The 21,896-nt window shown below is 73.0% G+C and carries 24 protein-coding genes; 12 read left to right on the top strand and 12 right to left on the bottom strand.

Annotated elements, in window-relative coordinates; all coding sequences use genetic code 11:
* The 5 genes from B0I31_RS01665 to cobA all read left to right on the top strand — a co-directional run bounded on the left by B0I31_RS01665 (position 1) and on the right by cobA (position 4,623).
* Positions 1-858 carry a bifunctional cobalt-precorrin-7 (C(5))-methyltransferase/cobalt-precorrin-6B (C(15))-methyltransferase gene (locus B0I31_RS01665; protein WP_106613494.1) on the top strand — a complete coding sequence of 286 codons (858 nt, stop codon included), beginning with the start codon at positions 1-3 and terminating at the stop codon, positions 856-858.
* On the top strand, positions 855-2,114 hold the full coding sequence (locus B0I31_RS01660; RefSeq protein ID WP_106613493.1) for a cobalamin biosynthesis protein: 1,260 nt from the start codon (positions 855-857) through the stop codon (positions 2,112-2,114). The genes B0I31_RS01665 and B0I31_RS01660 overlap by 4 nt, the downstream gene beginning before the upstream one ends.
* A gap of 102 nt (positions 2,115-2,216) precedes the next feature.
* Positions 2,217-3,008, top strand: a complete 792-nt coding sequence (locus tag B0I31_RS01655) for a S1 family peptidase (protein WP_106613492.1) — start codon at positions 2,217-2,219, stop codon at positions 3,006-3,008.
* Positions 3,009-3,079: 71 nt separating this feature from the next.
* A complete protein-coding gene (locus tag B0I31_RS01650; protein WP_146173704.1) occupies positions 3,080-3,346 on the top strand; it encodes a hypothetical protein in 267 nt (88 codons plus the stop codon).
* 59 nt (positions 3,347-3,405) lie between these two features.
* Entirely contained in the window at positions 3,406-4,623 is a 1,218-nt protein-coding gene (cobA, locus tag B0I31_RS01645) for a uroporphyrinogen-III C-methyltransferase (RefSeq protein ID WP_106613490.1), read from the top strand.
* On the opposite strand, the gene B0I31_RS01640 is transcribed toward cobA, so the two are convergent.
* Positions 4,568-5,509, bottom strand: a complete 942-nt coding sequence (locus tag B0I31_RS01640; protein WP_219910568.1) for a hypothetical protein — start codon at positions 5,507-5,509, stop codon at positions 4,568-4,570. The genes cobA and B0I31_RS01640 overlap by 56 nt on opposite strands.
* 88 nt (positions 5,510-5,597) lie before the next feature.
* On the opposite strand from B0I31_RS01640, the gene B0I31_RS01635 reads away from it, so the two are divergent.
* Complete coding sequence (locus B0I31_RS01635; protein ID WP_106613489.1) at positions 5,598-6,482, top strand: ArsR/SmtB family transcription factor; 885 nt, start codon at positions 5,598-5,600, stop codon at positions 6,480-6,482.
* Between the two features lie 119 nt (positions 6,483-6,601).
* On the opposite strand, the gene B0I31_RS01630 is transcribed toward B0I31_RS01635, so the two are convergent.
* From B0I31_RS01630 to B0I31_RS01610, 5 genes are all read right to left on the bottom strand, one after another.
* Entirely contained in the window at positions 6,602-7,441 is an 840-nt protein-coding gene (locus tag B0I31_RS01630; protein WP_106613488.1) for a spermidine synthase, read from the bottom strand.
* 244 nt (positions 7,442-7,685) lie between these two features.
* Complete coding sequence (locus B0I31_RS01625; protein WP_425444338.1) at positions 7,686-9,167, bottom strand: DEAD/DEAH box helicase; 1,482 nt, start codon at positions 9,165-9,167, stop codon at positions 7,686-7,688.
* A 427-nt stretch (positions 9,168-9,594) separates the two neighbouring features.
* Complete coding sequence (locus B0I31_RS01620; RefSeq protein ID WP_106613486.1) at positions 9,595-10,572, bottom strand: serine protein kinase RIO; 978 nt, start codon at positions 10,570-10,572, stop codon at positions 9,595-9,597.
* Between the two features lie 224 nt (positions 10,573-10,796).
* Positions 10,797-11,309, bottom strand: coding sequence for a hypothetical protein (locus B0I31_RS01615; protein ID WP_106613485.1), 513 nt, complete (start codon positions 11,307-11,309; stop codon positions 10,797-10,799).
* Positions 11,310-11,376: 67 nt separating this feature from the next.
* A complete protein-coding gene (locus B0I31_RS01610) occupies positions 11,377-12,327 on the bottom strand; it encodes a GlxA family transcriptional regulator (RefSeq protein ID WP_106613484.1) in 951 nt (316 codons plus the stop codon).
* 86 nt (positions 12,328-12,413) lie between these two features.
* On the opposite strand from B0I31_RS01610, the gene B0I31_RS01605 reads away from it, so the two are divergent.
* On the top strand, positions 12,414-12,656 hold the full coding sequence (locus B0I31_RS01605; RefSeq protein WP_106613483.1) for a hypothetical protein: 243 nt from the start codon (positions 12,414-12,416) through the stop codon (positions 12,654-12,656).
* 11 nt (positions 12,657-12,667) lie between these two features.
* On the opposite strand, the gene yaaA is transcribed toward B0I31_RS01605, so the two are convergent.
* Together yaaA and B0I31_RS01595 are read right to left on the bottom strand one after the other, a co-directional pair.
* A complete protein-coding gene (yaaA, locus tag B0I31_RS01600; RefSeq protein ID WP_106613975.1) occupies positions 12,668-13,405 on the bottom strand; it encodes a peroxide stress protein YaaA in 738 nt (245 codons plus the stop codon).
* A gap of 130 nt (positions 13,406-13,535) precedes the next feature.
* Positions 13,536-13,886: a VOC family protein gene (locus B0I31_RS01595; protein ID WP_106613482.1), complete on the bottom strand. Its 351-nt coding sequence runs from the start codon at positions 13,884-13,886 to the stop codon at positions 13,536-13,538.
* Positions 13,887-14,012: 126 nt separating this feature from the next.
* Here B0I31_RS01595 and B0I31_RS01590 point away from each other — a divergent pair, with 126 nt between their 5' ends.
* A complete protein-coding gene (locus tag B0I31_RS01590; RefSeq protein WP_106613481.1) occupies positions 14,013-15,758 on the top strand; it encodes a proline--tRNA ligase in 1,746 nt (581 codons plus the stop codon).
* 36 nt (positions 15,759-15,794) lie between these two features.
* Here B0I31_RS01590 and B0I31_RS01585 read toward each other — a convergent pair whose 3' ends face one another.
* The 3 genes from B0I31_RS01585 to B0I31_RS01575 are packed head-to-tail and all read right to left on the bottom strand — an operon-like array spanning position 15,795 to position 18,072.
* Positions 15,795-16,475: an HAD family hydrolase gene (locus B0I31_RS01585; protein WP_106613480.1), complete on the bottom strand. Its 681-nt coding sequence runs from the start codon at positions 16,473-16,475 to the stop codon at positions 15,795-15,797.
* Positions 16,472-17,167: a DUF8017 domain-containing protein gene (locus B0I31_RS01580; RefSeq protein ID WP_106613479.1), complete on the bottom strand. Its 696-nt coding sequence runs from the start codon at positions 17,165-17,167 to the stop codon at positions 16,472-16,474. Before B0I31_RS01580 ends, B0I31_RS01585 begins: the two co-directional genes overlap by 4 nt.
* Complete coding sequence (locus B0I31_RS01575) at positions 17,164-18,072, bottom strand: DUF8017 domain-containing protein (RefSeq protein ID WP_106613478.1); 909 nt, start codon at positions 18,070-18,072, stop codon at positions 17,164-17,166. The genes B0I31_RS01580 and B0I31_RS01575 overlap by 4 nt, the downstream gene beginning before the upstream one ends.
* Before the next feature lie 126 nt (positions 18,073-18,198).
* Between B0I31_RS01575 and B0I31_RS01570 the strand changes: the two genes are divergently transcribed.
* On the top strand, positions 18,199-19,230 hold the full coding sequence (locus tag B0I31_RS01570; protein WP_106613477.1) for a YhgE/Pip domain-containing protein: 1,032 nt from the start codon (positions 18,199-18,201) through the stop codon (positions 19,228-19,230).
* Here B0I31_RS01570 and B0I31_RS01565 read toward each other — a convergent pair.
* Positions 19,126-19,533: a YjbQ family protein gene (locus tag B0I31_RS01565; protein ID WP_073899510.1), complete on the bottom strand. Its 408-nt coding sequence runs from the start codon at positions 19,531-19,533 to the stop codon at positions 19,126-19,128. The genes B0I31_RS01570 and B0I31_RS01565 overlap by 105 nt on opposite strands.
* A gap of 57 nt (positions 19,534-19,590) precedes the next feature.
* Between B0I31_RS01565 and B0I31_RS01560 the strand changes: the two genes are divergently transcribed.
* The 3 genes from B0I31_RS01560 to B0I31_RS01550 are packed head-to-tail and all read left to right on the top strand — an operon-like array spanning position 19,591 to position 21,886.
* Positions 19,591-20,367 (top strand): SDR family oxidoreductase, encoded by a 777-nt coding sequence (locus B0I31_RS01560; RefSeq protein ID WP_106613974.1) that lies wholly within the window; start codon positions 19,591-19,593, stop codon positions 20,365-20,367.
* A 30-nt stretch (positions 20,368-20,397) separates the two neighbouring features.
* Entirely contained in the window at positions 20,398-20,877 is a 480-nt protein-coding gene (locus B0I31_RS01555; protein ID WP_106613476.1) for a DUF4442 domain-containing protein, read from the top strand.
* A gap of 7 nt (positions 20,878-20,884) precedes the next feature.
* Complete coding sequence (locus tag B0I31_RS01550; protein ID WP_106613475.1) at positions 20,885-21,886, top strand: aminotransferase class V-fold PLP-dependent enzyme; 1,002 nt, start codon at positions 20,885-20,887, stop codon at positions 21,884-21,886.
* The last annotated feature ends 10 nt before the right edge of the window (positions 21,887-21,896 follow it).

Raw genomic sequence — 21,896 nt, 5'->3', positions numbered from 1 at the left:
GTGGACGTCGTCGCGCTGCACCGCTTCGTCACGCAAGCCGGTCGTTCCTGGGACGACGTGACCGTCGTGGACGCCGGGGCGGTGGGCCTGCGGCACGCGGTGAACGTGTGCCGGGCCCGGCCCGCCGTCGTGGTCTCCGGCGCCGACCCGGCGGAACTGGCCCGCGGGCTGGCCGGGTGGCGCCGCTCGCTGGTGGTGGAGTCGGCCGCCGGTCTGTCCACTGTGGATCCGGCGGACGCGGTCGCGCGACCGTGGCCCGAACCCGGCGCGGTCCTGTGCCTGGCCGAGCAGAACTTCGCGCCCGCCGGCGAGGGCTGGGCGCTGCCGGACGACGATTTCGCCCACCGCGACGGCATGATCGCCGTCGCCGAGGTGCGGGCGCTGGTGCTGGCCCGGCTGGCACCGCGACCCGGCGTGCTGGTGTGGGACGTCGGCGCGGGTCCCGGCGCGATCGGCGTCGAGTGCGCCCGGCTCGGCGCGGCCGTCGTCGCGGTGGAACGCGACCCGGTGCAGTGCGTGCGGATCATCGCCAACGCCTCCGCGCACGGCGTGGACGTGCGCGTGGTCGAGGCGGAGCTGGGCGAGGCCGGGTCGGGCGAGGCGGGCGAGCTGCCCCGGCCGGACGCGGTGTTCGTCGGCGGCGGTGGCGCGGACGTGGTGCGGCGCAGCGTGCGGTCGGGTGCCCGGCGGGTCGTGGTGGCGACCCCCGACCTGGACCGCGTGCTGCCCGCGCGGGACGCGCTGCTGGAGGCCGGGTACTCCGTCGAGGGCAGCCAGGTGGCCGCCGCGCGGCTCACCGGCGGCACGTTGCTGGCCACCAACCCGGTGACCGTGCTGTGGGGGGTGAAGAAGGCGTGATCGGGGTGTTCGCCGCCGGTGAGCGCGGGCGGCGGGCCGCGGTCGAGCTGGCCGGGTTCCTCGGGCCGGACGCGGTGGTGCCGGACGGTCCGATCGGGCCCGCGTTGCGCGCGCTGTGGCCCCGGCTGGGTTCGGCGGTGTTCTTCCTCGGCACGGAGCCGACCGTGCGGCTGGTCGCGCCGTTGCTGCGGGACGAGCGGTCCGACCCGGGCGTGGTGTGCGTGGACGGCGGGTTCGCCGTGGCGCTGCTGGGCGGTGCGGACGCGCTGGCCGGCCGGGTCGCCGACGTGCTCGGCGCGCAGGCGGTGACCACGTCGGCGTCGGCGGGGTCGCCGCTGGACGAGCTGGTGGAGCTGCTGGACGCCACCGTGGAAGGTGACCTGGCCGGGTGCGGCGAGGCGGTGCGGCTCGGCGAGCCGGTGCTGCTGGCCAACCCGCTCGGCTTCCCGCTGCCCGCGCTGCCGGACAACGTCGTCGGTTCCGGCCACGAGGCCGCGTGGACCGTGCTGGTGGACGACCGCGTGCCCAAGGGACCGGCGGACGACCGCGTCGTGCGGGTGGTGCCGCGCACGCTCGTCGTGGGCGTCGGGTCGAGCACGGGGGTGTCGGCGGCGGCGGTGTCGGCGGCGTTGGCGCAGCTGGCGGAGAAGCGCGGGCTGGACCTGCGCGCCATCCGGGCGTTCGCCACGCTGGACCGCAAGGTCGCCGAGCCGGGCATCGCGGACGCGTTGGAGGACTGGGGTTTCTGGCACGACTCGACCACCGCGCCGCTGCTGTCCTACCCGGGCGAGGAGCTGGCGGTGATCCCGGTGCCGAACCCGGCGGAGCTGGCCATCGGCATCCCGAGCGTGGCCGAGGCGGCGGCGTTGCGCGGCGCGATGGAGCTGTCCGGCGGCGGTCGGGTGGAGATGGCGGCCGAGAAGGTGAAGGGCGAGGGCGTGACGGTCGCCGCCGCACGGGTGCTGCCGCGCGGCCGGTTGGCGCTGGTGGGGCTGGGTCCCGGTGACGCGGACGAGCGCACGCCGCGGGCCGAGGCCGAGCTGCGGCGGGCGTCGGTCGTGGTGGGCAGCGCCGACTGCGTGGCGCAGGTGCGGCACCTGCTGCGGCCCGGTACGCGGGTGGCGGCGGACGGCGCGGTGCGGTTGGCCGAGGCGGGCGCGGCGGTGGCGTTCGTGGCGGCGGGTGCCGGACCGGTTGTTGCCGGGCCGATTCGGGCGGATGTCGTCCGCGTGACGGGTGTCACTCGTCAACTGTGAAGTCCCGACAGCCCGTCGAAAGGCGGTTGTCGCTTCCGTCGTCTTGGTCCTAGCTGGAGGGTGCGCCCCGCAGAGGGGCGTCCCTGCACCGGAAGGATCGACATGGCGAAAACCCTGCGTCGCCTGCTCACCGTCCTGGCCGCGACGGTGGCCGCGATCGGTCTGATGACCACCGCGCCCGCCTCGGCCGAGACGTCCTCCGACACCGGCGTGTCGCCGTACATCGTCGGCGGCTCCCGCGTGTCCACCAGCACCTACCCGTGGGTCGTGTACCTGGCCACCAGCACCGGCGGCCAGTTCTGCGGCGGCACGCTCGTCAAGGCCAACAAGGTCGTCACGGCCGCGCACTGCGTGAGCGGCCGGAGCGCGTCGAGCACCCGCGTGGTGCACGGCCGCGACGACAAGCAGAGCACGGCGGGCACCGTGGCCACGGTGAGCGGGATCTGGGTGCACCCCAGCTACCGGACCGCCAGCTCCGGCTACGACGTCGCGGTGCTGACCCTGGGCACCAACATCAGCTCCACCTACCTGCCGCTGGCCACCCCGTCCGACACCGCCCTGTACGCGGCGGGCACCAGCGCCCGGATCTACGGCTGGGGCACGACGTCCTCGGGCGGCTCGGCCTCGCGGTACCTGCTCGGCGCGACCGTGCCGGTCACGTCCGACTCGACCTGCCGCACGGCCTACTCCAACTACAGCCCGACCTCGATGGTGTGCGCCGGCTACCCGCAGGGTGGCGTGGACACCTGCCAGGGTGACTCGGGTGGCCCGCTGGTCGCGGGCGGCAAGCTGATCGGCGCCACCTCGTTCGGCCGCGGCTGCGCGCTCGCGGGCTACCCCGGCGTGTACGCGCGGATCGCCTCGTACTACTCCGTGATCACCGCTCAGCTGTAACCACCCGCGACGTGCCCACGACCGGGTGTCTTGCCGGTCGTGGGCACGTCCGGCGTGTTCGATCCGGTGTCATGCGCCAACTACTCGTGATGCTGGTCCTGCTGCTCGCCGCGCCCGGCGTGGCGTCCGCGGCGGGAGCCCTGCACTCGTGCACCACGTCGGTCGAGGGCAAGGCGGCCTCGGGGGGGTGCGAGGGCCGCGGGTCGTTCCGCCTGGTCGCCTCCTGCGCGGACGGCACGACCGTCGACAGCTCGTGGTTCACCATCTCCAACGGCAGGGCCTGGACCAAGATCCGCTGCCGGTCGGCCGTCGTGGACGCGTGGATCGAGCAGAGGTAGCGCCGTGATGTGAAGCACCCGGGTTGGACAGGACATGTCTGGTGTGGATGCTTCTACCCATGCACGGTGAACAGCACTACCTCGTGGGCCTGGACCTGACCGGGCGGCGGGTCGTCGTCGTGGGCGGCGGCACGGTCGCGCAGCGCAGGCTGCCCAGGCTGGTCGCGGCGGGCGCCAGGGTGGAGGTGATCTCCCCCGAGGTGACCCCGGCGGTCCAGGGCCTGGTCGAGGGCGGTGAGGCGACGTGGCACGCCCGCGAGTACGCAGACGGCGATCTGGACGGCGCCTGGTACGTGCTGGCCTGCACGTCCTCGCCCGAGGTGAACGCCAGGATCACGGCGGACGCCGAGGAGCGCCGCGTGTTCTGCGTGCGCGCCGACGTGGCCGTGAAGGGCACCGCCGTGACGCCGGCGGTCGGCGAGCACGACGGCCTGCTGGTCGGCGTCCTCGCGGGCGGGCAGCACCGCCGGTCCGCCGGGGTGCGCGACGGGCTGCTCTCGGCGTTGCGCGACGGTTCGATCGCCGACCACCACGACCAGCCGGCGGGCGTGGCGCTGGTCGGCGGCGGCCCGGGCGACCCCGACCTGATCACCGTGCGCGGGCGCAGGCTGCTGGCCAGGGCGGACGTCGTGGTGGCCGACCGCCTCGCGCCGCGCGAGCTGCTGGACGAGCTGCCGCCGCACGTCGAGGTGGTGGACGCGGCGAAGATCCCGTACGGCCGGGCGGCCACGCAGGACTTCATCAACACCACGCTGGTCGACCACGCCAAGGCGGGCCGGTTCGTGGTGCGCCTCAAGGGCGGTGACCCGTACGTGTTCGGCCGGGGCTTCGAGGAGCTGATCGCGTGCGCCGAGGCGGGCGTGCCGGTCACCGTCGTGCCCGGCGTGACCAGCGCGTTCGGCGTGCCGGCGCTGGCCGACGTGCCGGTGACGCACCGGGGCGTGGCGCACGAGGTGGTGGTCGTGTCCGGCCACGTCGCGCCGGACGACGAGCGGTCGCTGGTCGACTGGTCGGCGTTGGCGCGGCTGTCCGGCACGGTCGTGATCCTCATGGGGGTGGAGCGGGCGGCGGCGTTCGCGGACGCCCTGATGGCGGGCCGTCCGGGCGACACCCCGGTGTCGGTCATCCAGGAGGGCGGCACCCGCACGCAGAAGGTCGTGCGGTCCACGCTGGCCTCGCTGGCCGCGGACATCGCCGAGCACGGCATCCGCCCGCCCGCGATCATCGTTGCGGGACCGGTTGCCGGGCTGGCGGGTGAGCTGCCGTTGCGGCCCTGAGGGCTGCCACCGCCCCGGCGGCGACGACCACGACCAGCCCGGCCGCCGCGGCCAGCGTCGTGCCGCCGGGGTGGGTCAGCGGTTCGCCGCGCAGGGCCTGCCAGACGAGCAGCGCGAACAGGCCCGTGTAGCCGAGGGCGGCCACTCTCACCAGGCGGGTGCGCACGCGTTCGGCGAGCCCGAGCGCGGCCAGGCCGAGCGCCAGCAGGACCATCACCTGCAGTCCGTGCATCCCGACGAAGTGCGGCACCCGCAGGTCGCCGCCGGTGGTGCTCCACCCGAGGACCGGCAGGCCCGGCCCGCCGTCCGGCACGCCGACGCTGTGCCCGGCGACCAGGTCGACCTCGCGGCCGCCCGCGTCGACCGCGGTGACCGGCTTGCGCTGGGCCACCATCAGGTACCCCGACGCCATGCCGATGATCGCCAGGCACAGCCCGCTGCGCACCGCCGACCGCACGTCCGGCCGCGCGAAGCGCTGGAACGACAGCACGAGCGCCAGCACCACGTTGGCCAGGAACACCGCCGGGATCGCCGTGCCGAACGTGATCTGCACGAACCGGTTCAGCGGGTCGTCGGAGCTGTTGTAGTGGGTGAACATGCCCCGGCCCGCCTGCAGGGCGATCAGCCCGACCTCCACGAACATGATCACCGCGATGAACGTGCCCGCGCCGCGCGTCCACCGCCGTCCCCGGTGCGGCAGGGAGAGCAGCCACGACAGGGTGAACGAGTAGACCGCCAGCGACAGCGTGAACTTGAACGGCTTCGCCCACAGCGGCGCGCCCTGCAACACCCTCCCGTCGAGCAGCATCGCCACCGCGCACCCCAGCGCGCCCACCGCCATCACCACGGCCACCCACAGGGTGGGCCGGTGCCACGTCTTCGTCATGGGCACCAGCGTCGGCCGGCGCCCGGCCGGGATCACTGGTGCAGGCCATGCCGTGCGAGGTAGGGCAGGCCACCGTCCAGGTGGGACAATGGCCGCGGTCGCGTGGAACGGGGACGTCGTGGCGGTGTGGGTGCGGCTCGCCGGGGTGGGGTTGGCCAAGGTGCGGTTCGCCTACTCCCCGGTGTTCGAGACCGTGATGGCGGTCGACGGGCTGCGCACGCCGGGCGCGCACGCCGTGCACCTGCCGTGGGTGCGGTGGGCGCGGGAGCGGCTCGACGGCATCGACGGGTTGGACACGCTGTTGGCCAGGCTGGAGGGCCCGGCGAAACCGGCCGACCTGATGCCCGTGCCGGACGTGCGGATGCCCGACCTCGACGCCGAGCTGCGGCAGGTCGCGCGACCCGAGGCGGACGTGATCCGGCGTTGCCACGACCGGCTCATCGCGCCGCACTGGAAGCGGATCACCGCGGTGCTGGAAGCCGACATCGCCGCGCGGGCGGCGACCCTGGCCGACAAGGGCGTCGAGGCGGTGTTCCACGACCTGCACCCCGAGGTCACGTGGGCGGACGGCGAACTGGTCCTGCACCGCAAGCCCGAGCACCGGGTCGACCTGGCCGAGCACGGTCTCGTGCTGTGCCCGAGCGTGTTCTGCTGGCCGAAGGCGTGGATCGCGATCGACCCGGTCGGCCAGGGCGTGCTCCGCTACCCGGCACGCGGCATCGGCACCCTGTGGGAGGACCGGGGGACACCGGACGACCTGGCCGCCCTGATCGGCCGCACCCGCGCCCACCTGCTCACGTTGCTCGAAGCGCCGAAGAGCACGACGGACCTGGCCGCGGCGCTCGGCGTCACGGCGGGTGCGGTGTCCCAGCACATCGGCGTGCTGCGGGCCGCACGGCTGGTGACGACCCGCCGTGAAGGTCGGCACGTGCTGCACATGCGCACCACCCGGGCCGACGCGTTGTTGAGCTAGTGCCGCGACCGGCACCCCGATGCACCCGTCCGGCCGGTGGAACACGGGGCAGAGGCTGCCGGTCGCGGCACTGGTCCCGGCGGAGGACGCTCGCCGAGCGACTCCGGTGGATCACGCGCTCACCGGTCCCAGCGGCGCACCGGGAGGACGGCGCCTGCCGGGTTCTCGGCGGTCAGCGGCGCCGCCGCACCGCGAAGGGCTTGGAGCTGGGCGGCCGAGAGGCAGAACACGCGGTGGCCCGCCGACTCCGCCCACGCGGTGAGCGCCCGCTGGGGCAACTCGCGGTCGGAGGCGGCCAGGACCACGTTGCCGTCCCGTTGGCCCAGGAGCAGGCCCGGTTCGGCGAGGAGCACGACGTGCCGGAACACCTCCGCGAGGGACGCTACGGCGCGGAGCGGCAGGTCCAGGTCCGCCGCGGACCACGCGTTGGCGAGGTGGAGGCCGCCGGGGCGGAGCACCCTGGCGCTCTCGCGCAGGAACTCCACGGTGGCCAGGTCGGGCGTCATGAGGCCCGCCCGGAAGACGTCCACGACGACCACGTCGGCGGACGCGTCGCGGGTGCGTTCGATGCCTGATTCGCCGTCCTCGACGCGCACTTCGAGGTTCGCGATCGCGTCCAGGTCGAGGTGCGAGCGCACTAGGTCGACCAGTGGGCCGTCCAGTTCGTAGACGGTCTGGCGCGAACCGGGACGGGTCGCCGCCAGGTACCTCGCGATCGTGAAACCACCGCCGCCGACCTGGATGGCCGACACCGGCTCGCCGGCGGGCCAGTGCAGGTCCAGCACTCGGGCGGCCCACTTGATGTACGGCACGTGCAGGTAGGTCGGGTCGGCCAGATCCACATAGGACTGGAGGGCGCCGTCGACCGTGAGCACCCAGCCGGTCGGGCGGTACGGCGCGGGTGCCAGCCTCGCCGTACCGAACCTGACCTGCCGGTTCACGGTCTCGCGGGCGTCCACGCCGCAACCCTAGCGGTCAGGTGCGTGCCGCCTGGCCGAGTTTGATCGGCCGCGTTGTCGCGGTCCCACGTCCGACCCGGGGGTGCCCCGACGACCTGCCCGCCGTGCGCGACGCGCGGTCGAGGCGAAGGCTCGGGGGAACGCAAAAGCAGAGGTCCCCGGCAAAGGGGACCCCTGCTTTCATGCTGCCACAAGGGTCTGACAATTTCGGGTGTCAGAGGCCGGTGCGGCGGTCAGCTGTGGACTAGTGCTGTGCCACCCGGCGGGGGCGGCCCGAGCTGCCGCGGTCCCGCTCGGAACGGCCGCCGCGGAAGCCGCCGAAGCCACCACCGCTGCCGCCGCCGCTGCGGCGAGGGCCACCGCCGCCGCCGCCACCACGACGGGCGCGCACCGGGACCTCCGGCTCGGCGACCGGGATGCCGCTGGGCACGCGGGCGCCCGTGATGCGGACCAGTTCCTCGTCGCCGGGACGGACCTTGGTGGACGTCGGTCGGACGCCCGCGCGCGCGGTCAGGCCCTGCACGGTGCGCCGCTGGTCGTGCGTGACCAGCGTGACGACCGTGCCCGACTGGCCGGCCCGCGCGGTGCGGCCGGCGCGGTGCAGGTAGTCCTTCGGGTCGGCGGGCGGGTCGACGTGGACCACGAGGCTCACGTCGTCCACGTGGATGCCGCGCGCCGCCACGTCGGTCGCGATCAGCACCGGCATGGAGCCCTCGCGGAACTGGCCCAGGACACGTGTGCGCGCGCTCTGCGCCTTCCCGCCGTGCAACGCACCGGCGTGCACGCCCATCGACCGCAGCTTCTTGGCCAACCGGTCCACGTGGTGCTTGGTGCGCACGAACATGATCGTGCGACCCTCGCGCGCGGCGACCTCGGTGACCACGTTCTGCTTGTCCTCGGCGGACACGAACAGCAGGTGGTGCTCCATCGTGGTGACGCTGCCCGTGGGCGGCGAGACCGAGTGGACCACCGGGTCGTGCAGGTACTGGCGGACGAGCTTGTCCACGTCGCCGTCGAGCGTGGCGGAGAACAGCAGCCGCTGGCCGTTCTGCGGCGTCAGGTCGAGGATCGCCCGGACCTGCGGCATGAAGCCCATGTCCGCCATCTGGTCGGCCTCGTCCAACGCGGTGAACATGACCTCGGACAGGTCGGCCGTGCCCTGCCGCACGTGGTCGGAGAGCCGACCCGGGGTGGCGATCAGCAGGTCGACACCACGGCGCAGCGCGTCGACCTGACGCGGGAACGACGTGCCGCCGACGACCGTGCGGCACCACAGGCCCAGCGAACGGGCGAACGGGCTGAGGGCTTCCTCGACCTGCATCGCCAGCTCACGGGTGGGCACGAGCACGAGCGCGCGCGGCTTGAGCGGCTTGGCCCGACCACCGGTCAGGCGGGACAGCAGCGCCAGGCCGAACGCCAGCGTCTTGCCGGAGCCGGTCTGGCCGCGGCCGAGGAGGTCACGACCCGCCATGGCGTCCGGCAGCGTGGCGGCCTGGATGGGGAACGGCTCGGTGATGCCCGCCTGCTCGAGCGCGCGCAGCAGCTCGTCGGACAGGCCCAGCTCGGCGAACGAGGGCAGCGGGCCCTCGGGCATCGTGCTCTCGACGTGTTCGGGGATGGTGGTCGTCAGCTCCGCGCTGGGAGCGGGACGACGGTTGCCCTGGCCTGGGCGCCGGTTACTGCGGGGCTTGCGGAACTGCGGGCGCTCGGAACGGCCTTGGGACATTGTCGGCAAAACAAACCTCCGGGACACGGCACGTCTCGAGGATTGCTCTGCTTGAGCAGGCGCGATCGCGGGGACGGGCCCGGCGCGCGGATCGCGCCGATAGTGGTTGGGAAGCACCACCGGCCACCCTGGCAGCCTGGGGCGCTCAGTGGCGCCACCGGGCGGTGCACCACTCAGTCTAGCTGATCACGCGCCGGAGTTCGTCATCCCGGCGGTGTTCTCGCGCACACGGGTGGTCGACCGGACGATCGCGGGTGCCGTGCCGAGGATAGCCGAGAACCGCAAAAGTGCACGTCACAAGACAGACGAACGTACCTCCCGCCAGCAGTCCGACGCAGTGCGCACCAACTGAACGGAGCAACCGCGAATCCGCGCGGTGACCACTTCGGGGTGTGCGACCCCGAAGTGGTCACCGAGACCGGTCCTCTCAGCGCAGACCGGCCACGTCGAGCAGCATCTCGGTGACGCCGTGCGGCTCCGCCAGCTCCGGCGCGAGGCCGCGCGCGGTGAACCAGCCGGCCACGTTGCGCACGTCCCGTTCCAGGAACTCCGGTCCGCGCGGGTTCGCCACCAGGTCCACCACCTGTGGCAGGTCGATCACGACCAGCCGACCGTCGTGCACCATCAGGTTGAACGCGGACAGGTCGCCGTGCGCCATCCCGGCGGACGCCATCACGCCCAGCGCGTCCACCAGTTGCCGCCACAGGTCGAGCAGCTCGTCCGGCTCCGGCCGCAGCTGCGCCAGCCTCGGCGCCGCCGCGCCGTCCGTGCCGACGAACTCCAGCAGCAGTTCGGTGCCGTCGCGCTGCACCGGATAGGGCACGGGTGCGCCCAACTGCCACAGCGTCGCCAGCGCGGCGAACTCGGCCACGGCCCACCGCTCGGCGATGAGGTTGCGGCCGAACGCGCTGCGGTTGGTCATCGCGCGCATCTCCCGGGACCGCCGCATGCGGCGGCCTTCGAGGTAGCCCGCGTCCCGGTGGAACAGCCGGTGGTCGTTGCTGCGGTACCGCTTCGCGGCCAGCAGGCACGACCGGTCGGTGCCGGGCAGCGCTCGTTCCAGCAGGAAGACGTCCGCCTCCTTGCCGGTCTTCACGATCCCCAGCTCGCGGTCCACCGCGGACAGGTCCGTGACCAGCCACTCCGGGTGCGGTTTCGGCCCCTGGTCGGCATCGCCCCAGGTGGACCAGCGGTCGCCGTCCTCCGGGACGTCCGCCGCGACGGCGTCCTCCCGCATCTGGGCGAGGCGGTCCTTGGCCTCCTCGGTGAGCCGGCCGCGACGGCCCGGCTCGACGTCGCCGTCGGTGCGGGCGGAGGCCTTCTTGGCTTTCTTGGCACGCCACTTGAGGTCGTCGGCGTGGTCGAAATCGGCTTCGAGATCGGTGTACTGATCGTGCTCGCGCACTGGATGAGCTCCAGGTGAAGTGGGAGTGATCGCCCCCACCCGGCGCGGTGTGGTCCTTCGCGCGGGTTCGCGTCAGGCGAGCGGGGCGAGCGGACGGGTCGGTGCCACGTCCCGGACAGCTGTCGCCATCTGGCACCTCCTCGACTCCGCCGTGGTCTGCCACCACCGGCGCTCTGCGCGTACGGGCACAGGCTGCCCTTCCCCGCCGCGCGGGCGCAACCGATTTATCGCGACTCCAGGCGGTAGCCGGCGAGCTCGCCCTGCCAGGCCGCCGCCAGCCGGCGGATCACCAGCGAGTCGTGCCGCAGCACGCGTTCGTCGTGCCACTGCGAGGCGCGCGGCGCGACGGCCAGCATCCGCTCCCGGGCCGTGCCGCTGAAGTCAACCAACGCGTCCACGGCGTCGTTCACCTCGTCCGGCCGGAGGGGGGTCGGCGTCGCGGTGTCCGGCAGGGTGAGCGCGGTGTCCGCGAACGTCGCCGAGGTGCCCAGGTCGTGCGCGAGCTGGTGCTCCAACGACTCCGCGTTGATCTGCCGCTGCTGCCACGTCCGGTCGGCCAGGGCCAGGCGCAGGCCGAGCAGTCGCGCCAGGCACAGCCCGGACCACACCCGCTTCAACGCCTCCGGCGCGTCGAGCGCGTCGGTCCGCAGGTCCTCGGTGGCCCCCCTCAGCTGGGCGGGGGTGACCGGTGCCGGGAACGTCCTGCCAGAGGCGTCATCGGGTGTGTCGGTGGTCACCCGGGCATTCTGTCATCACCCTCACGACAGGTGACAAATTCCGGACGCTCCGTCACGCAAATGGCGGTCAGCGGTGTGAAAACGAGCGTCGGTAATCCTTTGGGGGAACACCCACCACGGCGGTGAAGTGGTGGCGCAGCAACGCGGCCGTGCCGAAGCCGCACCGGTGCGCCACGTCCTCCACGGTGAGCCGCGTCTCCTCCAGGAGCTGGCGTGCGCGCAGGACCCGTTGGGTGGTGAGCCAGCGGTGCGGTGTCGTGCCGGTCTCGGCGGCGAAGCGGCGGGCGAACGTGCGCTCCGACATGTTCGCGCGCTCGGCCAGGCTCGTGACGGTGTGCTCGGCGTCGAGCCGGTCCTGCAGCCACGCCAGCAGCGGCTGGAGGCTGTCGGCCTGGTTCGGCGGCGTGGGCAGCGCGACGAACTGGCGCTGACCGCCCTCGCGCTGGGGCGCGACGACCATGCGGCGCGCGATGGTCGCCGTGACGGCCGCGCCGAACTCGCGGCGGACCACGTGCAGGCACGCGTCGATGCCCGCGGCCGTGCCCGCGCTGGTCACGATGTCGCCGTCGTCCACGAACAGCACGTCCGGGTCGACCTTGGCGTCGGGGAAGCGCTCGGCGAGCGCGGCGGCGTGGTGCCAGTGGGTGGTGCAGCGGCGGCCTTCCAGCAGGCCGGCGGCGCCGAGCACGAACGCGCCGGTGCACACCGACAGCAACGTGCTGCCCCGCCGGTGGGCTTCGCGGATGGCTTCGAGCAGCTGGGGCGGGTACTCCCGCCGGTTCGTCACCGCGGCCACCGCGACCAGGTCGGCGTCCACCAGCGCGTCGAGGCCGTGCTCGGGGGTCAGGGACACGCCGATGCTGGTGCGCAGCGGCTCGCCGGGGCGCTCGGCGCAGACCCGGAAGTCGATCGGCGGCACGCCGTCGTCGGTGCGGTCGACGCCGAAGACCTCGCAGAGCACGCCGAACTCGAACGGCGCCACGCCGTCCATGACGACGGCGGCAACGGTGCGCAGCATGCCACCACGGTACTTGGCAGGATCTTGACGCACAACGGCAAGACTGCCAATTGTGGCGGTTTCTTGCGCATCGCACAGTTAGTGCCATGACTTCGATCCTCATCGCCCTGGCCGTCGTCGCCCTCGTCGTCTACGGCTTGGAGCGCAACCACCAGCGACAACTCCACCTCGGCTCCCGGCTGGCGGGCAGTGCCGACACCGAGGACCGCGACGTGCCGCGCGTGCTGACCGACCTGCGGGCGACCGCCGCGCACTCGGCCCCGAACCGCGCCGACCGGCGCCACCGGGCCGTGGCCGTGCGTTCGGTCCACCCGGCGCGTTCGGCGTGAGGCGCGGACCGTCAGACGATCAGGTCGGCGGTCCGCGGACCGGTCGGCTCGACCCGCAGCCCGGCCCGGACCGCGACCCTGATCAGCCCCTTGAGGTCGGTGGGCTCGGACCGCGACTTGACGATCGCCTGCGCGAGCCGACCCTTGTGCGCCTTGTTGAAGTGGCTGACCGCGTTGCGGCGCCCCTTGCCGTCCTCGGTGACGACGCGGACCACGGCGGCGCCGGGGATGCGGGCCAGCGAGGTGTACGGGCTGGACCGCAGGTCGACCACGAACTCGTCGGCCGCCGCCAGCACCGGTTCGAGCGCGGGCCGCCACAGCCCGCCGAGCGGCCCGACTGACGGCAGCACGCTGCCGCCGGACAGCCGGTAGGCCGGGATCGGATCGCCGCCGCCGACGACGCCGAACAGCGCCGAGGCCACCGCGAGGCGGGCGAAGGCCCGTGACTTCTCGGTCTTGGTCAACTCCTCGAGCGCCAACGCGTCGTACAGCACCCCCGTGTACCGGGCCAGCGCGGGCAGCGTGGGCGAGCGGCGCAGTTCGGCGTTGCGCTCCACCTCGCCGGCCTGCCGTTCGGACAACCCGAGCACGGCCAGGCTGGCGGGCACATCGGTGGCGAGGTCGACCAAGGCGTCGACCAGCTTGCCGCGCACCGGCGTGAGCTCCGGGTGGGAGAGCAGGTCGAGGTCGAGCGGCGCACCGGACCCACCGAGGGCCTTGGTCTCGGACGGGGGCAGCAGTACCAACACGACGGCCAAGCCTATGCGCCCACCCCGACCGCACCCTCCGGCGCCCGACTCAGCCCGAACCCGACCCGCCCGCCCCGGCCACCGCTGAACCCCGCCCAGCGCTCACCCGACCCACCCTGCCCCGTCCAGCTCAGCTCGGCTGGCCGACGCAGAACTGGTTGCCGTCCGGATCGGCCAGGACGGTCCAGGCCAGGCCCGGGACGGTGTGCTCGCCGACCTCGGTCGCGCCCAGCTCCACCAGCCGCGCCACCTCGGCCGCGCGGTCCTCCACGTGGGAGTCGAAGTGCACCCGGTTCTTGCCCGGTGTCGGGTCGTCCACGCGTTGCAAGCCCAGTTGCGGCGCGCCCTCGCCGGTCGGGGCGAGGACCAGGAACTCGCCCCAGTCGTGCTGGATCGACGTGCCGAGCGCCTTGGTCCAGAAGTCCGCGAGCCGCCGCGGGTCCGCCGTGTCGATGGTGATCATGCCGATGCTGATGGTCATGGCCCGGCACGTTAGACCCGGCCACCGACAATTCCGGCCGCTCGCGTCGACCGGTAACCCGTTGGAACTGATCAGACCCGGTTCACTACCCTTTCCCGGACAACCCGCCCACGAGGAGCGCCCACCGTGATCACGAGGATGTCGTCGCTGTTCCTGCGCACCCTGCGCGAGGACCCGGCCGACGCCGAAGTACCCAGCCACAAGCTGCTGGTCCGCGCCGGCTACGTGCGCCGCGTCGCGCCGGGCGGTTACTCGTGGCTGCCGCTGGGGCTGCGGGTGCTGCGCAACATCGAGCAGGTCGTGCGCGACGAGATGGACGCCTTCGGCGCGCAGGAGATCCAGTTCCCCGCGCTGCTGCCGAAGGAACCCTACGAGGCGACGAACCGGTGGACCGAGTACGGCCCCAACCTCTTCCGCCTCAAGGACCGCAAGGGCGCCGACTACCTGCTCGGCCCCACCCACGAGGAGCTGTTCGCGCTCACCGTGAAGGGCGAGTACTCGTCCTACAAGGACTACCCGGTCACGCTCTACCAGATCCAGACCAAGTACCGCGACGAGGCACGTCCCCGCGCGGGCATCCTGCGCGGCCGCGAGTTCCTGATGAAGGACTCCTACTCCTTCGACCTCGCCGACGAGGGCCTGGCGCAGTCCTACCAGCAGCACCGCGAGGCCTACATCCGCATCTTCGACCGGCTCGGCCTGGAGTACGTGATCGTCTCCGCCACGTCCGGCGCGATGGGCGGTTCGGCGTCGGAGGAGTTCCTGGCCGTCGCGGAGACCGGCGAGGACACGTTCGTCCGCAGCACGGAGTCCGGCTACGCGGCGAACGTGGAGGCCGTGGTCACGCCCGCGCCCGCCGAGCAGGACCCGGCGGCGAAGCCCGAGGCGCAGGTCCACCACACGCCGAACACGCCGACCATCAAGACGATGGTGGACTTCCTCAACGCCAACACCGACCGCACCTTCACCGCCGCGGACACCCTGAAGAACGTCCTGGTGAAGACCAAGCGGCCCGGCGAGAAGGACTGGGCGCTGCTGGCCATCGGCCTGCCCGGTGACCGCGAGGTCGACCTCAAGCGCCTCGAAGCGGCGCTGGAGCCGGCCGAGGTGGCGATGCTGGAGGACGCGGACTTCGCCCGCAACCCCTTCCTGGTCAAGGGCTACATCGGCCCGGCCGCGCTGCAGGCCAACGGGGTCGAGTACCTGGTCGACCCGCGCGTGGTGCGCGGCACGGCGTGGGTGACCGGCGCGGACAAGGCCGACCACCACGTGGTGGACCTGGTCTGCGGCCGCGACTTCACCCCGGACGGCACGATCGACGTGGCCGAGGTCCGCGAGGGCGACACGTCGCCAGACGGCAAGGGCGTGCTGGTCGCCGCGCGCGGCATCGAGATCGGGCACATCTTCCAGCTGGGCCGCAAGTACGCGGACGCGTTCTCGCTGGACGCGCTCGGCCCGGACGGCAAGCCGATCCGGATCACCATGGGTTCCTACGGCATCGGCGTGTCCCGCCTGGTCGCCGCGATCGCCGAGCAGAGCCACGACGACCGCGGCCTGATCTGGCCGCGCAACGTGGCGCCCGCCGACGTGCACGTGGTCGTGGCGGGCAAGGACGAGACGCTGCTCGCGGGCGGCGAGAAGCTCGCGGGCGAGCTGTCCGAGGCGGGCCTGAAGGTGCTGCTGGACGACCGCAAGGCGAGCCCGGGCGTGAAGTTCGCCGACGCCGAGCTGATCGGCGTGCCGACGATCCTGGTGGTGGGCCGCGGCCTGGCGAACGGCTTGGTCGAGGTCAAGGACCGCCGCACGGGCGAGCGCGAAGAGGTGCCGCTCGACAACGCCGTCCAGCACCTGCTGGACGTCGTCAAGGGCTGAGCCGTCCCGGGCGGGCACGCGCGTGCCCGCCCGGACTCAGTTCAACACCGCCCGTAGCACCGTCGCGGTGTCGGCCAGGTCCTCCAGCACGACGTGCGCGCCCGCCTCCCGCAGTTCCGCGACGCTGCTGCGGCCCGTCGCGACACCGATGGCGACGGCGCCGTGGTGCAGCGCGGCGTCCACGTCGTGCGGCGTGTCGCCGATGACGACCGACCGGAACTCGCGGGTGTGCTTGGCCGTCGCGAGCCGCACGGCCTCCAGCACCAGCGCGGGCCGGTGCTCGGACACCGAGCCGTAGCCGCCGATCTCGAAGTCCAGGTGCTCGTCCAACCCGAACGCGGCCAGCTTGTACCGGGCGATCTCCACGAGGTTGCCGGTGACCAGCGACTGCACGACGTCCTGGCGCTCCGCCAACGCCTTCAGCGCCGCCAGGGCACCCGGCAGCACGTGCCCCCGGGCCGGCAGCAGGTCCCGTTCGCGCGTGGCCACGTCGATCAGCTCCGCGTGCATCCGGGCGACCAGTTCCTCGGTGGGCTCCAGGTCGTGCGCAGTCAACAGCTCCCGCGTGATGGCGCGCTCGGTGCGGCCGGGGAAGGTGGGCATGCGCACGAGCTCCAGGCCCGACGTCGCGCGGAACGCGGTGCGGTACCAGTCGCGCCCGATGCCGCGCGCGTCGATCAACGTCAGGTCGATGTCCCACAGCACCAACGTGTTCACGACAGCCGCACGCTCCCCAGGATGCGCTTCACGTCGTCCTCGGACGGTCCCTCGGCCACGTGCGGCCCGCCCTCGGCGACGTTGAGCACGAACACCGACACCTCGGACCCGTTGCGCAGCGCCACGGCGCTGACCGTGGCCTTGGGCGCGTAGCAGGCGTTGGCCGACTTCGGCGTCACCTCGACGCTGACCCGCACCCCGTCGTCGGTCGGCTCGACCCGCGGCTCGCCGATCTCGGGCGCCGCGCCGTTCACCGTGTACCCGCCCGCCGCGATCCGGTTCACCAGCTCGGTGGCGACCTGCTCCGGGTCGTCGTCGATGACCGAACCGGCCGCCGCCTGCGCCTGGATCATGCTGCGCCCCTGGCACTGGAACGGCCGCGACACGTACGACGTGGTCAGCCTGATCCGCCCGGACGCACCGGCGCCGCTGGACTCCCACGAGGGCGGCAGCTCGTACGCCACGCCCGCCTGCGAGTCGTCCACCGGCTGCCAGTCCGGCTCGGGGCTGGACGTGGTCGACGTGGTCGTCGGTGGCGCGGCCCGGTCGTCACCGGAGTTCAGCAGCACGAACGCGGTGACGCCGCCGCCGACGACGAGCACGGCGACCACGGCCAACGCGATCCACAGCGGCGCGCGGTTCGGCGGCTTCGGCGGTTGCTGCTGGTAGACGCCCAGCCCGGTGTAGGTCACCGGCTCAGCGGCTTCACGGAGTCGACCATGGCCTGCAGGTCGGCGTCTGTCGGCGGTTTCGGCTCGGCCGGCCCGCCTTCGAGGTCGCCGTTGGCCATGAACACGTGGAAGCCCTTGTCGCCCTTCAGGACCAGGACCTTCACCACGCCCTTGGTGGCCAGGCACTCGTCGCCGGACGTGGTGGCGACGGCGTCGACCTGCACGCCTTCGATGTTGCCCGCCACCGTCACCGGCTTCGGCTCGCCGAGCTCGACCTCGGACTTCGGCGCGGACTTGTAGTACTGGGTGGCGAGCTTCTGGGCGAAGTCCTTGGCCACCGCGGTCAGGTCGGTCTGCGGCACGACGACTCCGCCCGCGCCGCCGCGGGTGAACTCCCGGCCGCCGCAGTCGTACGCGCCGGTGACGGTCAGGCCGATCAGCTTCACGTCCGGCATGCCCTCGACCGGCGCGGGACCGGGCACCGGCGACCAGCCCTTGGGCACGTCGTAGCTGTACGACAGTGAGGGGACGGGCAGGCAGTTCCAGCTCTGCTTCGCGGCCTCGCAGCTGGGTGGCGGCGCGCTCGACGGCGTCGACTTGGCCGTGGTGGACGGCTTGGTCGTGGTGGCCGTGCTGCTGGGGGTGTTCTGCGCGATCGGGACCTGGTCGTCCGGTCGGGTCAGCACGTACGCGGTCACCCCGCCACCGACCAGCACGACGACGACGGCGCCGATCACCAGCCACAACTTGGTCTTGCTCTTCCGGGGTGGCGGCTCGTCGCCGCCGGAGAACACCCCGAGACCGCCGTAGGAGCCGCCGTAGTTCTGCGGGTAGACCTGCTGCGGGTAGCCCTGGTCCTGCCGGCCCCAGTCGCCCTGGTTGGGCTGGCCGCCCCAGCCGGACTGCCCGTCACCTGGGTATGTCACGGCCCAAACCGTACCCGGTGCGGGTCCCGACCAGGACCGCTCCGTTAATTCAGCACGCGTTGACTTCGTTGCCCGATCGGCCGTAGCCTCTAATTCAACACACGATGAACTACTGAGGAGGACGCCATGGCCGCACTGCACGACCGGCCGTCGTCGGTCATCGCGGTGGCCACCGCCGTCGTGGGCGCGTTGGTCGCGCTCGTCCTGGGTCTGCTGACGTTCGGCGTCCAGGCGACGGTCCACCCGGACGCGGTTCCGCTCGCGGTCGCTGTCGACGCCGAGGCGCCACCACCGCTGCGCGGCGTCGCGGACAAGCTCGCGGGCAGTGCCACGGCGGAGGTCTCCTGGCGCGTCGCCACGCCCGACGAGGCGAGGGACCTCCTGTCCCGCCAAGAGGTCTACGGAGTGCTCGAACTCGCGCCTGACGGCGCTACCGTCGTGCTCTCCGGCGCGGTGAACCCGTCCGGCACGCAGGTCGCCCAGCAAGTGCTGTCCGGCGTCGCCCAGGGCGCCGGCATGCGGGCCGGAACCGTGACGCTCAACCCGTCCTCGGCCGCCGGTCGCACCGCGCCGCTGGCCGCGACCGCGCTGCTGTGGATCGCGGGCCTGGTCGCCGGCGCGGCGTTCACCTTGGCGGCGCGCAAGGCGACCGCGCTCGGCCGGCTGGCGGGCGTCGTCACCACGACCGTGCTCGGCGTCGCCGTGGTGGCGGGCTTGTTCGCCCTCTGGGACTCGTCCCTGCCGCTCACCGCGGGCGTGCTCGGCTACCTCGCCCTGGTCGGGGCGGCGTTCGCGCTGGTCCAAGGCGCGCTGCTGAGGCTGCTCGGCATCCGGGCGATGGCCGTGCTCGGGCCGCTGTACCTGATGGCGCCCGCCGTCGCGGGCCAGGTGCCGGAGCTGATCGACCCCGTCTACCGGACCCTGCTGTGGTCGTGGACGCCGTTCCGGTTCTCCACCGAAGGGCTGCGCGTACTGCTGCACAGCGGGTCGTTGGACACCGCCCAGGTCTGGGTGTTCGCGGGGCTCGCCGCCGCGGGCCTGGCCGTGCTGCTGCTACCCGGGAAGAAAGGTGAACCGGACCTTGCGGACGGGGTTGTCGACGTTGGTGTCGACCAGGCAGACGGACTGCCAGGTGCCCAGCGCCAGCACACCGCCTAGCACCGGGATCGTCGCGTAGGGCGGCACGAGCGCGGGGAGCACGTGGTCACGGCCGTGACCGGGGGTCCCGTGCCGGTGCCGCCACCGCCCGTCGGCGGGCAGCAGCTCGCGCAACGCGGCCAGCAGGTCGTCGTCGCTGCCCGCGCCGGTCTCCAGCACCGCAAGGCCCGCGGTCGCGTGCGGCACCCAGACGTGCAGCAGCCCGTCGCCGTCCACATCGGCCAGGAAGTCCTCGCACGCGCGGGTGAGGTCGTGGACGACCTCGGTCGAGCCGGTGCGGACCTCGATCTCTTCGCTGCGCATGCCTGGAGAGCTTAAAACGCCGTGCGCCGCCGGCGCCCGGTCGGGCACGATGCCGTCGTGATCCACACCGCGATCGTCACCGGCGCCAACCAGGGCATCGGCGCCGCGACCGCCAAGGCCCTCGCGGCCCAGGGCGTCAACGTCCTCATCACGTACCTGCGGTTCGTGCCCGCGCCGGACCCGAGCCTGCCGCGCGAGTACTTCACCGCCCGCGAGTCGGACGCGGACGACGTCGTCGCCGCCATCACCGAAGCGGGCGGCAGGGCGCACGCGCTCGAGATCGACCTCACCGACCCGCTGGCGCCCACCACGCTGTTCGACACCGCGGAACGGGTCTTCGGCCCGGTCGACATCCTGGTCAACAACGCCTCCAGCTGGGTGCAGGACACGTTCCTGGCCGTGGAGACCGACCAGTTCGGCCGGGTGCTCCAAGCCGTCACGCCGCAGACGTTCGACGCGCAGTTCGCCGTGGACGCCCGCGCGGGCGCGCTGCTGATCGCCGAGTTCGCCCGCCGCCACATCGCCCGCGGCGGCAACTGGGGCCGCATCGTCGGCCTGACCTCCGGCGGCCCGCTCGGCTTCCCCAGCGAGGTGTCCTACGGCGCGGCGAAGGCGGCGCTGGACAACTACGCCATGTCCGCCGCCACCGAGCTGTGGCCGCACGGCATCACGTCCAACGTGGTCAAGCCGGGCGTCACCGACACGGGCTGGGTGAACGACGCGGTGCGCGCCGAGCACGACGTCTCCCAGCCCGAGGACGTCGCGGGCGTGATCGCGTTCCTCTGCTCGGACGCCGCCGCGAAGGTGACGAAGAACGTCATCACCCTGCACTAACGCTCATTACCCGCTGGTAACATAGCCGCCGTGAAGGCATCCCGTCTGCGCCGCGGCATGAACCTGTGGCCACCGTTCCTGTTCGCCGGCATCCGCGTGGTCGAGCTGTCCGACGACTACCGCCACGTCAAGGTCCGGATGCGGCTGCACTGGTGGAACCGCAACTACGTGGGCACCCACTTCGGCGGCTCGCTGTTCGCGATGACCGACCCGTTCTGGATGCTGCTCGTGCTCCACCACCTCGGCCGCGAGCACCTGGTGTGGGACCGGGCGGGCGAGATCGAGTTCGTCAAGCCCGGCCGCGGCACCGTCCACGCCGAGTTCCACCTGACCGACGAGCACCTGGACGAACTGCGTTCCCGAGCTGCGGACGACAACAAGGCCCTGCTCTGGTTCTCCACCGACGTCGTGGACTCCTCGGGCGAGGTCGTCGCCCGGACCCGCAAGCAGGTCTACGCCCGGCGCAAGAACCGCAAATCGGTGGACGGCGGGGTCGCCGGGACCGTGTGATGATCCCATGCGTTCCGCCTTCGGCTCGACCTTCGACGTCCCCCTCGGCTACCTGAACACCGCGAGCGTCGGCGTCCCGCCCACTCCCACCGCGGAGGCCGTCGCGGACGCCGTGCGCCGGTGGGCGGTCGGCGCGGACGGCCCGGGCGCCGCCGACGAGCACGCGACCACCGCGCGCCGGGCGTTCGGCCGGCTCGTCGGCGTGCCGTCCGAACGCGTCGCCATGGGCGCCTCCGCCTCCCAGCTCGTCTCGCTGGTCGCCGCCGGTCTGCCCGCCGACGCCTCCGTCCTCGTCGCCCGCGGTGAGTTCACCAGCCTGACGTTCCCGTTCGCCGCGCGCGGCCTGCGGGTCACCGAAGTCGATCTCGACGCCATCGTGGCCGAAGCGCCCGGGCACGACCTCGTCGCCGTCAGCGTCGTGCAGTCCGCGGACGGCCGGATCGTGGACCTCGACGGCCTGCGCGCCACCGGTGTGCCCGTGCTGCTGGACGCCTCCCAGGCTGTCGGCTGGATGCCCCTCGACCTGCACTGGGCCGACTGGGTCGTGGCCATCGGCTACAAGTTCCTGATGTCACCCCGCGGCTGCGCCTGGCTCGCGTGTTCGCCATCCGCCCTGGAACGCACCGTGCCTGTCGCCGCGAACTGGCACGCCGGCGACAACCCCTGGGACACCGTCTACGGCCTGCCGCTCCGACTGGCACCCGACGCCCGCCGCCTCGACCTCTCCCCGGTCTGGCTGGCCCAGTTCGGTGCCGCCGTGTCGCTGCCCTACCTGGCCTCGCTCGACCTGGCCGCGGTCCGCGACCACAACGTCACCCTGGCCGACGCCCTGCTCACCGGCCTCGGCCTGCCGCCGCGAGGCTCGGCGATCGTGTCCCTCGACCTGCCCGCCGACCGCCTCGCGCAGGCCCGCGTGCGCTCCAGCACGCGCGCCGGCCGCGTCCGCCTGGCGTTCCACCTGTACAACACGGTGGACGATGTCGATCAGGTGCTCAGAGCGCTCGACTGACCCTCGTCCG

Origin of the sequence: Saccharothrix carnea (assembly GCF_003014735.1) — a bacterium.
Lineage (GTDB): Bacteria > Actinomycetota > Actinomycetes > Mycobacteriales > Pseudonocardiaceae > Actinosynnema > Actinosynnema carneum.
The sequence above is the reverse complement of the archived record's forward strand: the minus strand, read 5'-3'. Positions and strand labels throughout refer to the sequence as shown.